General features: G+C 71.4%; 16 protein-coding genes. 8 read left to right on the forward strand and 8 right to left on the reverse strand.

Going from position 1 to position 13,420, the window contains the following annotated elements:
• Window positions 1-106: 106 nt before the first annotated feature.
• A complete protein-coding gene (locus C9J87_RS06430) occupies window positions 107-727 on the forward strand; it encodes a bacterial proteasome activator family protein (RefSeq protein WP_010831190.1) in 621 nt (206 codons plus the stop codon).
• 1 nt (window position 728) lies between these two features.
• On the opposite strand, the gene C9J87_RS06435 is transcribed toward C9J87_RS06430, so the two are convergent.
• The 6 genes from C9J87_RS06435 to serS are packed head-to-tail and all read right to left on the reverse strand — an operon-like array spanning window position 729 to window position 5,351.
• Complete coding sequence (locus tag C9J87_RS06435) at window positions 729-1,301, reverse strand: hypothetical protein (protein WP_107705030.1); 573 nt, start codon at window positions 1,299-1,301, stop codon at window positions 729-731.
• Window positions 1,298-1,870: a hypothetical protein gene (locus C9J87_RS06440; RefSeq protein ID WP_156887114.1), complete on the reverse strand. Its 573-nt coding sequence runs from the start codon at window positions 1,868-1,870 to the stop codon at window positions 1,298-1,300. The genes C9J87_RS06435 and C9J87_RS06440 overlap by 4 nt, the downstream gene beginning before the upstream one ends.
• Before the next feature lie 4 nt (window positions 1,871-1,874).
• Window positions 1,875-2,687 (reverse strand): HAD family hydrolase, encoded by an 813-nt coding sequence (locus tag C9J87_RS06445; protein WP_010831188.1) that lies wholly within the window; start codon window positions 2,685-2,687, stop codon window positions 1,875-1,877.
• The gene (locus C9J87_RS06450) at window positions 2,684-3,181 is read right to left on the reverse strand and encodes a GNAT family N-acetyltransferase (RefSeq protein WP_036489907.1); all 498 of its coding nucleotides are present in this window, start codon (window positions 3,179-3,181) and stop codon (window positions 2,684-2,686) included. Before C9J87_RS06450 ends, C9J87_RS06445 begins: the two co-directional genes overlap by 4 nt.
• Window positions 3,178-4,035 carry an HAD family hydrolase gene (locus C9J87_RS06455; protein WP_010831186.1) on the reverse strand — a complete coding sequence of 286 codons (858 nt, stop codon included), beginning with the start codon at window positions 4,033-4,035 and terminating at the stop codon, window positions 3,178-3,180. Before C9J87_RS06455 ends, C9J87_RS06450 begins: the two co-directional genes overlap by 4 nt.
• 41 nt (window positions 4,036-4,076) lie before the next feature.
• On the reverse strand, window positions 4,077-5,351 hold the full coding sequence (serS, locus tag C9J87_RS06460) for a serine--tRNA ligase (RefSeq protein ID WP_010831185.1): 1,275 nt from the start codon (window positions 5,349-5,351) through the stop codon (window positions 4,077-4,079).
• Window positions 5,352-5,403: 52 nt separating this feature from the next.
• Between serS and C9J87_RS06465 the strand changes: the two genes are divergently transcribed.
• Window positions 5,404-6,981: a diacylglycerol kinase family protein gene (locus C9J87_RS06465; protein ID WP_010831184.1), complete on the forward strand. Its 1,578-nt coding sequence runs from the start codon at window positions 5,404-5,406 to the stop codon at window positions 6,979-6,981.
• A gap of 1 nt (window position 6,982) precedes the next feature.
• The gene (locus C9J87_RS06470; protein WP_036489906.1) at window positions 6,983-7,450 is read left to right on the forward strand and encodes a nitroreductase family deazaflavin-dependent oxidoreductase; all 468 of its coding nucleotides are present in this window, start codon (window positions 6,983-6,985) and stop codon (window positions 7,448-7,450) included.
• A 26-nt stretch (window positions 7,451-7,476) separates the two neighbouring features.
• Here the strand turns inward: C9J87_RS06470 and C9J87_RS06475 are convergent, their stop codons facing one another.
• Window positions 7,477-7,875: a DUF4446 family protein gene (locus C9J87_RS06475; protein ID WP_010831182.1), complete on the reverse strand. Its 399-nt coding sequence runs from the start codon at window positions 7,873-7,875 to the stop codon at window positions 7,477-7,479.
• A gap of 70 nt (window positions 7,876-7,945) precedes the next feature.
• Here C9J87_RS06475 and C9J87_RS06480 point away from each other — a divergent pair, with 70 nt between their 5' ends.
• On the forward strand, window positions 7,946-8,803 hold the full coding sequence (locus tag C9J87_RS06480) for a prephenate dehydratase (protein WP_010831181.1): 858 nt from the start codon (window positions 7,946-7,948) through the stop codon (window positions 8,801-8,803).
• On the opposite strand, the gene C9J87_RS06485 is transcribed toward C9J87_RS06480, so the two are convergent.
• Window positions 8,800-9,591 (reverse strand): VOC family protein, encoded by a 792-nt coding sequence (locus C9J87_RS06485; protein WP_036489905.1) that lies wholly within the window; start codon window positions 9,589-9,591, stop codon window positions 8,800-8,802. The two genes, C9J87_RS06480 and C9J87_RS06485, sit on opposite strands and share 4 nt — an antisense overlap.
• A gap of 120 nt (window positions 9,592-9,711) precedes the next feature.
• Here C9J87_RS06485 and larB point away from each other — a divergent pair, with 120 nt between their 5' ends.
• The 4 genes from larB to C9J87_RS19615 are packed head-to-tail and all read left to right on the forward strand — an operon-like array spanning window position 9,712 to window position 13,404.
• The gene (gene larB, locus C9J87_RS06490) at window positions 9,712-10,440 is read left to right on the forward strand and encodes a nickel pincer cofactor biosynthesis protein LarB (protein WP_010831179.1); all 729 of its coding nucleotides are present in this window, start codon (window positions 9,712-9,714) and stop codon (window positions 10,438-10,440) included.
• Window positions 10,437-11,642 (forward strand): nickel pincer cofactor biosynthesis protein LarC, encoded by a 1,206-nt coding sequence (larC, locus tag C9J87_RS06495; RefSeq protein ID WP_010831178.1) that lies wholly within the window; start codon window positions 10,437-10,439, stop codon window positions 11,640-11,642. The genes larB and larC overlap by 4 nt, the downstream gene beginning before the upstream one ends.
• Before the next feature lie 14 nt (window positions 11,643-11,656).
• The gene (locus C9J87_RS06500) at window positions 11,657-12,259 is read left to right on the forward strand and encodes a TMEM165/GDT1 family protein (protein WP_010831177.1); all 603 of its coding nucleotides are present in this window, start codon (window positions 11,657-11,659) and stop codon (window positions 12,257-12,259) included.
• Window positions 12,241-13,404, forward strand: a complete 1,164-nt coding sequence (locus tag C9J87_RS19615; protein WP_010831176.1) for a GNAT family N-acetyltransferase — start codon at window positions 12,241-12,243, stop codon at window positions 13,402-13,404. Before C9J87_RS06500 ends, C9J87_RS19615 begins: the two co-directional genes overlap by 19 nt.
• Window positions 13,405-13,420: the final 16 nt, after the last annotated feature.

A 13,420-nucleotide genomic window follows, 5' to 3' on the forward strand; every position in this document is an offset into this window, starting at 1 on the left:
TGGCTCCATCACTACAATCACCACCGCGGCCACACCGCACTCAAAGGCAAGTCACCCGCCGACCGCGTGCCCAACCTGTCCGGACAGAACACCTAGGGTGGGGCCCATGACTGAGCAGCAGCAGCCAGGCCAGCCTTCCGGCGAGGAGCAGATCGTGGTCGTGGGCCCCGACGGCCAACCTGTCGGAACGATCCCGGCGAGTGCCCTGCCGGCGGGCATCGTCGGTGGCGGCGACGAGGCCGACGGCGACCGCGAGCGCCACGTCACCGAGCTCGTCGAGCAGCCCGCGAAGGTGATGCGGATCGGCTCGATGATCCGCCAGCTGCTCGAAGAGGTGAAGGCGGCTCCGCTCGACGAGGCCAGCCGCAACCGGCTCAAGGAGATCCACCAGGCCTCCATCAAGGAGCTCGAGGCCGGGCTCGCGCCCGAGCTCGTCGACGAGCTCGAACGGCTCTCGCTGCCCTTCACCGAGGAGGGCATCCCCTCCGAGGGCGAGCTCCGCATCGCCCAGGCCCAGCTCGTCGGCTGGCTCGAGGGGCTCTTCCACGGCATCCAGACCGCGATCTACGCCCAGCAGATGGCCGCGCGCGGTCAGCTGGAGCAGATGCGCAAGGCCCTGCCCGGCATGACGCCCCAGCAGGGACCCGACGGTCAGCCCCAGGGCATGGGTGCGCAGCCGGGCCAGGAAGCACCCGAGTCGGGCGGCGCCGGAGGCATGTACCTCTAGCTCAGCGAGTACGCCGCCGCGCCCGCCAGGCACGGAACAGGCCGTAGCCCATGGCGGTCAGGCCGAGGACGCCGAGGATCGCGCGGCCGGCCGAGAACTGGTCGTAGGTGAGCCCGAGGGTCTTCAGGTCAGCCTTGCGGTAGCCCGCCGTGGGTTCTGTGCCGGCACCCAGCTCGTCAAGCAGCTGGCGGTAGTGCTTCGCCGGGCCGGTGACCGTGGAGCAGAGCCCACCGGTGAGGTTGGGATCTCCCTCGTCAGCCAGCACGACGACCCGGTCATCGACGTCGTTCTCGAACCCGCAGGCGCTGCCATCTCGGGCGCCGACCACGTCGACCTTGCGCGTGACGTCCCCCTTGAAGACGCGGTCGACGCTGACCGTCAGCACCGAGTGGTTGCCGGTGAGGCGCCAGTCCTTCACCACCCCGGCGAACGCAACGTCGCTCGTGGCCACGGAGTCGGCCGTCGGCCGGACGCACGAACAAGCGACAGCCGGGCCAGCGGTTAGCACCATCGCACCAGTCATCGCGGTGACGAACAGCACCAGCGGGACCAGCAGCCGGGCCAGGGAGGTCACCGACGCGCCAGTCGTCCCACGACGAGCAGGCCCAGGAACCCGATGAGCACGAGGGCCCCGCCGGGGGCGGCGAGCCTGGAGACCGACGCGGGGGCCGACTCCTCGACCTTCGTCATGGTGGGTGCGGGCGGCTCCGGCGGGAGGATGGCCGTGCCGACCCCGAGGACGCCTTCGACCTCCGCGACCCGGCCGGTGTTGGCCGGCCCCGATCCGCCACAGCTCGAGGCGGCGTACGGCGGGGCATCCCCGGAGACGAGGAAGAGGTAGTCGCTGCCGACCTTGAGCTCACCCAGGCCGCAGGCGGTCGTGGCCTGGTTGGTGAGGATCGCGGTCTCCCGCTCGACGGTGCCCTTGTAGGCGCGGGTGGCGGTGAGGGCGTACTCGAACTTCCGGCCGACCTCCGTCACGCCGTCGACCTGTGCGACGAACACGGCGTCGGCGCGCTTGGTCTGCTGGTCGATGTCGGCGACCTGGCACTTGCACGCGAAGGCGGGGGCGGCGGTCGCGAGGACGAGCCCGGACATCGCCAACATCGCAGCGATCAGCACACGCACCAGCCTTGAGATCATGCGCTCAGCCTAGCGAGAGGTCGAACAGCCCGGTGAGCACCGCGGCCACGCCGTCCTCGTCGTTGGGCGGCGCGACGTGCTCCGCGAGGGCGAGCACGTCGGGGTGGGCGTTGGCCATGGCGTAGGACGTCCCGGCCCACTCCAGGAGCGGCAGGTCGTTGGGCATGTCGCCGAAGGCGACGACCTCGTCGGGCCCGATGCCGAGCTCGGCGGCGAGGGTCGCGAGCGTCGAGGCCTTGGTGACACCCGCGGCGCTGATCTCGACGAGCGCGAAGCTCGAGCTCCAGGTCGTCGTGGCGAGGTGGCCGACGAGCTCCTCGACGCGGCGCCAGAACTCCTCGGGCGCCAGCTCCCGGTGCACGGCCAGGACCTTGACGACGTCGTCGCGGTAGACGTCGACCAGCTCGCCCGTCGGACGCTCGGACTTGTCGTCGGGGTGGTGCGGGAACGTCGGCTCGCTCACCCAGCCCTCGGTGTGCTCGAGCGCGAGCATGGTCCCGGGGATCGCCTCGCGCAGCAGCCCGGCGATCTCCAGCCCGATGTCGCGCGGCACCGGCCAGAAGGTGCGCACCTCGCGCTTGGCCACGTCGTAGACGATGCCGCCGTTGCTGCAGATCGCCAGTCCGTGGCCTCCGACGTCGGCCCACAACGACTCCATCCAACGGATCGGGCGGCCGGTGGTGAAGACGACGGGCACGCCGAGGTCGTCGAGTGCGGTGAGTACGGCGCGGGTCCGCTCGGTCACGGTGCCGTCGGTGTGCAGCAGGGTGCCGTCGAGGTCGGTCGCGACCAGGCGCGGTCGTCCCGGCGAGGTCACGGGACCGCCCGCAGCGGGCGTGCCATGACCAGCTCGCCGTCCTCGTTGGCGCCGCGCAGCTCGGTGAAGCCGCACTTGGCGAGTACCCGGACGCTGGCCGCGTTGGCGGGCTCGACGGAGGCTCGTACCCGTACGCCGGCGGCGTCGGTCAGTACCAGCAGGGCACGCACGGCCTCCGTGGCGACGCCACGACCGCGGGCGTCGGCGACGAGCCCGTAGCCGATCTCCGCCTCGGGGACGTCGTCGGCGGCCGGGGTCGGCGGACCGAAGAAGCCGATCGAGCCGAAGACGAGCCCGTCGAAGGTGCGGGTGACGTGCCGGGGTCCCCAGGGGTTGACCACGCGCACCATCGACGCCGCGTCCCGGTCGTCCTGGCGCGGGTAGTCGGGGTGCCACCGCGGGTCGCGGCCACCGGCCAGCATCAGCGCGGCCTCGTCGGCCGTGAACAGGTCGAGGGTGAGTCGCTCGGTCGCGACGGACGACGGCAGGCTCACCCGGCCCGCCCTCGGGTCGCGGAGGGTCCCTCGGGGAACCACAGGGCGAGCTCCTGCGCGACCCCGTCCTCGTAGACGCTGCCGGTCACGTGGTCGGCGGCCGCGTGGACGTCCTCGATGGCCTGGCCCATCGCGACACCGCGGCCGGCCCAGCGGAGCATCTCGAGGTCGTTGCGCCCGTCGCCGATCGCCAGCACGTCGGCCGCGGCGACCCCCAGCTTGTCGCAGACGATCTGCAGGCCGCTCGCCTTCGACACCCCGACCGGCGACAGGTCGAGCCAGGCGGTCCAGCCGACGACGTAGTCGGTGCCGTGCAGCCCGAGGTTGGCCGCCAGCTCGACGAAGTCCTCGGCGGAGGCCTCGGGGTCGCGGATGATCACGCGGCTGACCGGGCCGGCGACGATGTCGTCGACCTCGGTGATGATCATGTCGCCGGACAGCTCGCCCGGCGGGAAGTGCCGGTTGACGCGGTAGCCGATCCCACGCTCCTCGACGGCGACCAGCGCGTGCGGGTGCTGCTCCAGCACCGCCGCGACGGCGGCGCGGGCGTCGAAGGTCTCCTCGTGCACGACCTCGAGCGGCGGGTAGCGGAAGATCACGGCACCGTTGGAGGCGACCACCCAGATCCGGTCGTCGACAACCTGCGGGAGGTCGAGCAGGTCGGCGATCTTGTCCATGCCGTGCGGCGACCGCCCGCTGGAGAGCACCACGTGCGCGCCGGCGGCGATGGCGCGGTGCACAGCGGCGTACACCGCAGGACGGATGACCTCGTGGGTCTGGCCCGAGCCCTCGACCCACGCCAGCAGCGTGCCGTCGATGTCGAGCGCGACGAGCTCAGGACGCCAGTCACCCATGCCACAGCCCCCTTGGTTTCGACACGCTCGTTCCTCGCTGCTCAACCAGCGGAGCTGACCGGGGTCAGGACCTCGAGGCCCCCGAGATAGGGGCGCAGCGCCTCGGGCACCCGCACCGATCCGTCGGCCTGCTGGTGGGTCTCCAGGATCGCCACGATGGTCCGGGTGATCGCGGTCAGCGTGCCGTTGAGGGTCGCGACCGGGGTGTTGCCGGAGGCTCCGCGCTGGCGGATGTCGAGGCGGCGGCTCTGGAAGTCGGTGCAGTTGGAGGTCGACGTCAGCTCGCGGAACTTGCCCTGCGTCGGGATCCACACCTCGCAGTCGAACTTGCGCTGGGCGCTGAGCCCCAGGTCGCCGGCCGCGACGTCGATGACGCGGTAGGCGAGCTCGAGCTTGTCGAGGAACTCCTTCTCCCAGTCGAGCAGCCGCTGGTGCTCGGCGTAGGACTCCTCCAGCGTCGTGAGGACGAACATCTCGACCTTGTCGAACCAGTGGACCCGGATGATGCCCTTGGTGTCCTTGCCGTGCGACCCGGCCTCCTTGCGGAAGCAGGGGCTGAAGGCGGCGTAGCGCAGGGGAAGCTTCTCGGCGTCGAGGATCTCGTCGGAGTGGTAGGCCGCCATCGGCACCTCGGAGGTGCCGACGAGGTAGAGGTCCTCGCCCTCGATGCGGTAGACGTCGTCGGCCGCCTGGCCGAGGAAGCCGGTGCCCTCCATGGCACGCGGCTTGACCAGCGACGGCGCGATGACCTGGGTGAAGCCGGCGTTGCGCGCCTGGTCCATCGCCATGTTGACCAGCGCCAGCTCGAGCTGCGCGCCGATGCCGGTGAGGAAGTAGAAGCGCGAGCCCGACACCTTGGCGCCACGCTCGAGGTCGATCGCGCCGAGCATCCGGCCGAGCTCGATGTGGTCGCGCGGCTCGAAGTCGAACTCGCGGGGCGTGCCGACATGCTCCAGCACGACGAAGTCGTCCTCGCCACCGGCGGGCGCCTCGTTGGCGGCCGGGTTGGGGATCGACCTGAGCGCCTCGTCCCACTCCGTCTCGGCGGCGGCCTGGGTGGCCTCGAGCTCCTTGACCTCACCGGACAGCGCCTTGGTGCGGGCGAGCAGCTCGGCCTTCTCGTCACCCTGGGCCTGCGCGACCAGCTTGCCGAGCGACTTCTGCTCCGCCCGCTTGGCCTCGTAGGTCGCGATCGCGCTGCGACGGGACTCGTCGGCGGCGAGTGCGCGGTCGACCACGTCGGGAGACAGGCCCCGCTTCACCTGGGCGGCGCGGATGCGGTCAGGGGCTTCTCTGAGCAGGCGAGCGTCAATCACACTGGAAGGCTAGTCGTGCGGGGGTGGGACCCGCACCCGGCATACTGACCCGGTGCTCGACCGACCCCGCTCCGTCGTCCTTGCCTGGGCGGCCGTCCTCGCTGCCCTGTTCTCCGGGCTCGCCTTCGCGGTGACCCAGCTCGACCGCACGCCCCTCGACGGAGTCGACGTCTGGGGCCGCGACGCCGAGGACTGGGCCGACGACCAGCCCGCGCTCCTGCAGGTGCTGCGCGTGATCGAGCACGGCTTCGGCACCATCGCGATGACGGTCATCACCCTCGTGCTGGCGGTCGGGCTGCTGCTGAGCAAGCAGCGCCGGGCCGCGATCTACACCGTGCTGGTGATGATCAGCGTCTCCATTCTCACCACCGGCCTGAAGATCTGGCTCGGTCGCGACCGGCCCGACTGGCAGGACCCGACCCACCTGCTCTCCACCAAGTCGTTCCCCTCGGGCCACTCCTCGTCGATCGCAGCGGTCGCCATGATCCTGGTGGTCCTGGTCGCGATGCTCGTACGGCGCCAGAACTTCCGCCGCATCGCCTACACCGCCATCGCGCTGCTGGTCGTGGCGGTCAGCCTCGACCGGATCCTGCTCGGGCGCCACTACCCGACCGACACGCTCGGCGGCACCCTCATCGGCGCCGCGGTCGCGATCGCCTGGCTGGCGCTCTACAGCCCGCTGCCGCGCTCGCACGCCGAGAAGAGCGAGCCGCTGCCGGAGGTCTACTCCTCCGAGCGCCGGCTGGCGGTCGTCCTCAACCCGATCAAGGTGGAGGACGTCGGCCAGTTCCGCTCGATCGTGAACTCGATGGCGGTCGAGTCCGGCTGGTCCGAACCGACCTGGCACTACACGACCATTGAGGACCCCGGCAGCGGGATGGCCGAGAAGGCGTCGGTCGACGGCGCCGACCTCGTGCTCGTGTGTGGCGGCGACGGCACCGTGCGCGAGGTGTGCGCCGAGCTGGCCGGCACCGGCATCCCCGTCGGCATCATCCCCGCGGGCACGGGCAACCTGCTGGCCCGCAACCTCGACATCCCGCTCTACCTCCGCTCCGCGATCGACGTCGCCCTCAACGGCCAGGACCGCGCGATCGACCTCGTCGACGTCAGCGGCGACGGCATCGAGGCCACGCACTTCATGGTGATGGCCGGCATGGGCTTCGACGCCGCGATCATGGACGGCGTCAACGACGACATCAAGAAGAAGATCGGCTGGATCGCCTACGTCATCTCCGGCCTCAAGTCGCTGATGTTCCCCGCCATCAAGGTCGAGATCACCGTCGACGACGGGGAGCCCACGATCCACCGCGCCCGCACCGTCGTCGTCGGCAACGTCGGCTACCTCCAGGCCGGCATGCCGCTGCTGCCCGACGCCTCGATCGACGACGGCCTGCTCGACGTCGTGATCCTGCACCCCAAGCGCTTCTTGTCCTGGATCCCGCTGGCGGTGCGCGTGCTGGCCAAGAGCTCCTCGACCGACGAGCTGATCGACCGGCGCCGCGGCGCGAAGGTGGTCGTCCGAGCCTTCAGCGACGCTCCCCGTCAGCTCGACGGCGACTCGATCGGTCTCGGTCGCGAGCTGAGCATGGAGTGCGTCCACGGGCGCCTCCTCGTCCGCGTGCCCCGCTGACATGCACCCGACTCGCTGGCTGGCCGTGCGCGTGGGCGGGCAACCCTGGTTGCCCCGCTTCGCCCCCGCCATCGTGCGCCTCGACCTGCTGCTGCGCCGGCTCAGCGCCGGGCGCGTGACCCTGCTGGGCTTCGCCGGGCTGCCGGAGCTGTTCCTGACCGTCTCCGGTCGCCGGTCCGGGCTCCCGCGCACGACGCCGCTGCTGTGCGTCCCACGCGGTGGGTCATGGCTGGTCGCTGGCTCCAACTGGGGCGGACCCCGCCCACCACTGTGGGTGGGCAACCTCGTCGCGGCCGGCGTCGCGACCGTCGAGTTCAAGGGCCACGACACCGCGGTCACCGCGCGGCTCCTCGAGGGCACGGAGCGCGCGAGCGCGTGGGCGGAGATGCTGCGCGTCTGGCCGAACTACGCGAAGTACGCCGCCCGGACCGAGCGCGAGATCCCGGTCTTCGAGCTCAACCCGCGCTGAACTGCCTGTGTTCCAGCTCGCCCGTGTCACGGACGCGCGTGCGCGATCGCCTCGTCCTCCTCGGGCGAGAGCTGCTGCTCGCAGGTCCAGCCCGTGATCGACTTGGCATAGGTCCGCGCCTCGCTGCGGCCGTGGATCGAGGTGAGCACGACCCCGTGCCCGGCGTCGTCGAGGAGGGCGACGCTCCAGCTCAGGTGTCCGCCCACGTCACCGAAGGCGTCGTAGCGCACCACCGAGAGGTGGCGCAGCGAGTCGACCGCCTCGGCCTTGAGCGCGGCGACCTCCTGGCGCAGGCCGTGGACGTCCTCGGGGAGCGCGTCGACCGTGGTGGGTCGCTTGGTCGACGCCGTACGGCGCAGTCCGATCACGGCCAGGACGAGGGCCGCCGACGCGGTGATGAGGGCGAGGACAGCAACGATGAGCACGGCGCCGAGCCTAGGTTGACGCCTGAGACGCAGGGGCCGCGACACGGCCGCGCGTGGAAAGATCGCCAGCGTGACCGCTTCCCCGTCCTCGCCGCGCCGCCGCATCGCCTACCAGGGCGAGCCCGGAGCCAACTCCCACCTCGTGTGCCAGCAGCACTACCCGGACTGGGAGTCGGTGGCCTGCGCGTCCTTCGAGGACGCTTTCGCGGCGGTCGAGAGCGGTGACGCCGACCTGGCGATGATCCCGATCGACAACTCGATCGCGGGCCGGGTCGCCGACATCCACCACTTCCTGCCCACCAGCGACCTGCACATCGTGGGCGAGAAGTTCCTGCGCATCCAGTTCGCGCTGATGGTCATCCCCGGCACCGACGTCTCGACGCTGGAGACGGTGCACAGCCACGTGCACGCGCTCGGCCAGTGCCGCGGCGTGATCCGTGAGCTGGGGCTCAAGCCCCTCGTGGCCGGCGACACCGCGGGCGCCGCGCGTGAGATCGCCGAGGCCCAGGACCCGACCCAGGCCGCGATCGCGCCGCCACTGGCCGCCGAGATCTACGGCCTGGAGATCCTGCGCAACGACATCGAGGACGAGGACCACAACACGACGCGCTTCATCGTGCTCTCGCGCGACTTCGAGCAGGCGCCACGCGACGCCGGCCCGGTCGTCACCACGTTCATCTTCAACGTGCGCAACCTCCCGGCCGCGCTCTACAAGGCCCTAGGTGGGTTCGCCACCAACGGGGTGAACATGACCAAGCTCGAGAGCTACATGGTCGACGGCCACTTCACCGCGACGCAGTTCCTCGCCGAGGTCGACGGCCACCCCGACGACCCCGGGGTGAAGAACGCACTGGAGGAGCTGGCGTTCTTCACCACCGAGGTCAAGGTGCTCGGCGTCTATCCCGCGGACGCCTTCCGCGACAGCTAGCCCTGCTGGGGCGCGTTCTGCATCAGGTTGAACGTCGCCCCCTGCGGGTCGCGGAGGTAGCCGAAGCGGCCCTGGCCGGGCACGTCCATGGCCGGCGCGACCACGGAAGCACCGAGCTGCTCGGCCTTGGCCACGGCGGCGTCGACGTCGTCGACGTTGAAGTAGACGTTCCAGTGCGGCTGCATGTCACCGTCGAGCGCCATGGTGCCCGCGACGGTCTTGTCGCCGACGTTGAACGTCGTGTACGGCGGGTTGTCGGGGCCCATGTCGTGCTGCTGGGTCTGCAGCCCGAGCACGTCGGAGTAGAACTGGCCGGTCCCGGCCGGGTCGGCCACGGTCAGCTCGTTCCAGATGTTGGTGCCCGGCTCGTTGGCCCGCACCGAGCCGGCGAAGCCCTTCTCCTGCCAGAGCCCGACGCTCGCGCCGCCCGGGTCCTGGATCCAGGCCATCCGGCCCTGGTCGGGGACGTCCATCGGCTCGACGTGGACCTGGCCGCCCGCCTGGCGGGCCTTCTCCACGGACGCGTCGACGTCGTCGGTGGCGAGGTAGACGCCCCAGCTCGCCGGCTGACCGGGCGCCATGGCCGGGCCGAGGCCGGCGACGCTGTCGCCCTGGACCTTGGCCAGCGAGTAGGTCCCGAGGGACTGCCCCTGGTCGTCGTTCATCGGCTGGTCGTCGTAGTCCCAGCCGAACAGCTGGCTGTAGAACTCCTTCGAGGCCGGCTGGTCTGCGCTGCTGTACTCGATCCAGCTGGGAGTGCCCTGCTGGTAGGACTCGAACGTGGCCATCACTGGCTCCTTCATCGATGTGTGTTGGATTGCTCGACCCGCAACTGCGACTCAACACCCGACCACCGACAGTGACAACCACGCCCGGGTGAACAGACCGCCGAGCGATAGGTTCGGTGGGTGACCGACGACCGAACCGCCGACCTGGGCTTCGCCAGGATCGATCTCGACCGCGCAGCCCGCACCGGCGATCCCGAGGTCGTGTACGGCGCGGGCAAGACCCCCGAGCAGGTCGCCGCGATCCTCTCCACCCTCCACCAGCGCCACCCCGACCGCGCGGTGCTCGCGACGCGGCTCAGCCTCGAGGCGATGGACGCCGCGGCCGGTGTCGGTGCCGAGGTGCACGCTGTGGCTCGTGCAGTCACCCTGGGCCCGTTCCCCACCCCGCGCGGACGCGTGGGCATCCTCTCGGCCGGCACCTCCGATGCCCCGGTCGCCGCCGAGGCAGCCCTGACCGTCGCCGTGCACGGCGCGGAGCCGGTGGAGATCCGCGACGTGGGCGTCGCCGGCCTGCACCGCCTGCTCGCCGTGCGTGACCGGCTCGACGAGGTCGATGTCCTGATCGTGGTTGCCGGGATGGAGGGCGCGCTGCCCTCCGTCGTGGGCGGCCTGGTCGGCACGCCCGTCATCGCGGTGCCGACCAGCGTCGGCTACGGCGCCTCCTTCGGTGGCTTGGCCGCCCTGCTCGGCATGCTCAACTCGTGTGCGCCGGGCGTCACCGTGGTGAACATCGACAACGGCTACGGCGCAGGCGTGGCCGCGGCCCGCATCTGCCGGATCGGCCACCGCTCGGCGGTTGAGGAGGCGCGCCAGCGCCGTCACGAGACCACCGACGGGGCGACGTCATGAGCGTCTGGATCGACGCCTCCGCGGGGGCGAGCGGCGACATGCTGCTGGGCGCGCTGATCGGCGCCGGCGTGCCGCTGGCCGTGCTGGGCGAGAGCATCGACGCCGTGACCCCCGAGCCGGTCACGCTGCGCCCGGAGCCGGTCGACCGCAACGGCTTCGCGGCCACCCGCTGCCACGTCGAGATCGCCGACTCCGAGCACCACCGCAGCTGGCGCGACATCCGCGCGCTGCTCGAGTCGGCCGACCTGGACGCGGACGTCCGCGACCTGGCCGTCCGCACCTTCGAGCGGCTGGCCGTGGCCGAGGCGCGCGTGCACGGCTCGGACCCCCTCGACGTCTCCTTCCACGAGGTCGGTGCGCTCGATGCGATCGCCGACGTGGTGGGCGTGTGCGCCGGCTTCGTGTGGCTGGCGCGGGCGGACGACGACCCCGGCGACCCCGGCGGGCACCGGGTCACCGTCTCCCCCGTCGCGGTCGGTTCCGGCGCGATCGAGGGTGCGCACGGGCGGATGCCGGTGCCGCCGCCCGCGGTCGCCGAGCTGCTGCTCGGCGTCCCCTCCCTGGCCGGTCCCGGCACGGCCGAGTCCTGCACCCCGACCGGGGCCGCCCTGCTCACCACGCTCGCGGACGAGTGGGGACCGCAGCCGGCCATGGCCGTCGACTCGATCGGCATCGGGGCCGGCGGTCGCGACCCCCAGACCCACGCCAACGTGCTGCGCCTCTTCGTCGGCCGCGGCCCGGGCCGCGACGAGCGGCCCCTGCTCATCGAGTCCAACATCGACGACCTCGACCCGCGGGTCTGGCCGTCGGTCATCGCCGCGCTCCTCGAGGCCGGCGCCAGCGATGCCTGGCTGACGCCGATCCTGATGAAGAAGGGACGCCCGGCCCACACCCTCTCGGTGCTGACCAGCAGCGCGGCCGCCGATGCCGTGCGAGCGGCCATCTGGCGCCATACCTCCACGATCGGGGTCCGCGAGATCCCGCTGGCCAAGCACGCGCTCGACCGCGAGATGGTCCAGGTCGACGTCGACGGGCACACCATCGACGTCAAGCTCGCCAGCCACGACGGCGAGGTCGTCAACGCCCAGCCCGAGTGGGACGACGTCGCGCGCGCCGCCCTCGCCCTCGGGCGGCCGGTCAACGACGTGCTGGCGGAGGCGATCGCCGAGACGCGCGCCCTGCTCCGAACCCCTTCCCACTGATCCGAGAGGCACCCGTGCTCGACGTCGTCGTCATCGCGCTCACCTTCGCCGCCATCTTCGTCGTCGAGCTGCCCGACAAGACCTTCATCGCCACCCTCGTCCTGTCGACGAAGTTCCGGCCGCTGTTCGTGTGGATCGGGGTCGGGCTCGCCTTCATGGCGCAGACGGCCATCGCGGTCGCCCTGGGCAAGGCCGCGTCGTTCCTGCCCGACACCGTCGTGCACGTCGCCGCCGCACTGATGTTCCTGGTCGGTGCGATCATCCTGCTCCGCGAGGCCCGGGCCCACGAGGCGTCCGAGGGCGCGGAGGAGGAGGACTTCGCCGCGAAGGCCGGCGAGGCACAGGGCTTCAAGGTGATCCTGACCAGCTTCCTGGTGCTCTTCGCCGCCGAGTGGGGCGACCTGTCGCAGCTGCTCACCCTCTCGCTGGTCGCGAAGTACGACGACCCGCTCAGCGTCTTCCTCGGCGCCTGGGGCGCACTGCTCGCCGTGAGCGGCCTGGCGGTCATCGTCGGACGCGTGCTGCTCGCCCGGATCAGGCTCAGCCTGCTGCACTATCTGGGTGCGGGCGTGTGCCTTCTCATGGCATGTTTGACGGTGTGGGAGATGACGCGCTGACCGCGCTCGAGACCGTCCGCACGCGCTTCCGGGAGGTCAACGGCGAGCACCCGATGACGGCGGCCGACGAGGCCCACGTCCGCGAGCACTTCACTCCCCTCCCACCCGAACAGCTGCCCGACATCGCGGCCGGCCGCCTGCCGCTGCCGAGCTACCTCCTCGCTGACGGCACCCCGATGGTCGCCGACCTCGGCGACGTCATCGGCGCTGCCGGCGGCGTGGAGCACCTGCACGACTGGTTCGTCGAGTTCTGGCCCGACGACCCCACGACTGTCGAGGCCGAGTGGGACACCTTCATGGCCGGTCACCACGTCTGCCTGCGCACGGTCGACCCCGTCTCGATCCGCCAGGTGACGAGGATGGTCGAGCAGGCGCGCGCTGCCGTCGCCGTACTCCGGGACGACCCGCGCGACGAGCTCGCGCAGGGCTCCCTGGGCGAGGCGGTCGACGGCGGTGTCGGAGTGACCGGGCTGGACGGGCTGGTGCTGCCGACGACGGCCTACGACCGGCTGCGGTTCGGCGGCCCCTCGATCCGCGACCTCTGGGTCGACGCAGTGCGCGCGGAGTTCCACCGCCCGCAACCGCCGCAGCTGCCGATCCGGACCGAGCGGCTCACGCTCCGCCGTACCCTCCCCGAGGACGCCGCCGTCCGGGCGAAGGCCTGGGCCGACCCGGGTTTCGTCGAGTACCTGCTGCTGCCCGAGCAGAACCTGGCCGAGGTCACCTTCGACACCTTCCGCCGTTCCGGGCCCGACGCTCCCGACGAACCGCACACCGGGCTCGGGCTGATGATGGTGCACGAGGGGACGCCGATCGGCAACGTCGTGCTGTTCTACGACGGCGCGGACCGGACGTGCCTGGAGATCGGCTGGACGCTCTTCCCCTGGGCGGCGGGCCGGGGGTTCGCCACGGAGGCCGCACGCGTCGCCATGGCGCTGGCCTTCGAGCACTACGGCGTACGCCGCGTGGTGGCCAACCTCGACGCCGCCAACGAGCGCTCCGCGGCGATGTGCGAGCGACTCGGGATGCGCCGCGAGGCACACAAGCTGGCGGACTTCTGGTCGAAGGGGCGGTGGACCGACTCCTACGAGTACGCGATCCTGCGCGAGGAGTGGGAGGCGAAGCGGAGTGACGTACAGGTGTAGGACTTCTGGCCCCTGA

Source organism: Nocardioides allogilvus, assembly GCF_003047285.1.
Taxonomy (GTDB): domain Bacteria; phylum Actinomycetota; class Actinomycetes; order Propionibacteriales; family Nocardioidaceae; genus Nocardioides; species Nocardioides allogilvus.

Excerpts from the sequence above, each read along its gene's own strand:
- C9J87_RS06470 (WP_036489906.1), top strand. The coding sequence starts at position 6,983 with ATGCACCCGACTCGCTGGCTGGCCGTGCGCGTGGGCGGGCAACCCTGG.
- C9J87_RS06430 (WP_010831190.1), top strand. The coding sequence starts at position 107 with ATGACTGAGCAGCAGCAGCCAGGCCAGCCTTCCGGCGAGGAGCAGATC.
- larC (WP_010831178.1), top strand. The coding sequence starts at position 10,437 with ATGAGCGTCTGGATCGACGCCTCCGCGGGGGCGAGCGGCGACATGCTG.
- C9J87_RS06440 (WP_156887114.1), bottom strand. The coding sequence starts at position 1,870 with ATGATCTCAAGGCTGGTGCGTGTGCTGATCGCTGCGATGTTGGCGATG.
- C9J87_RS06455 (WP_010831186.1), bottom strand. The coding sequence starts at position 4,035 with ATGGGTGACTGGCGTCCTGAGCTCGTCGCGCTCGACATCGACGGCACG.
- C9J87_RS06485 (WP_036489905.1), bottom strand. The coding sequence starts at position 9,591 with ATGGCCACGTTCGAGTCCTACCAGCAGGGCACTCCCAGCTGGATCGAG.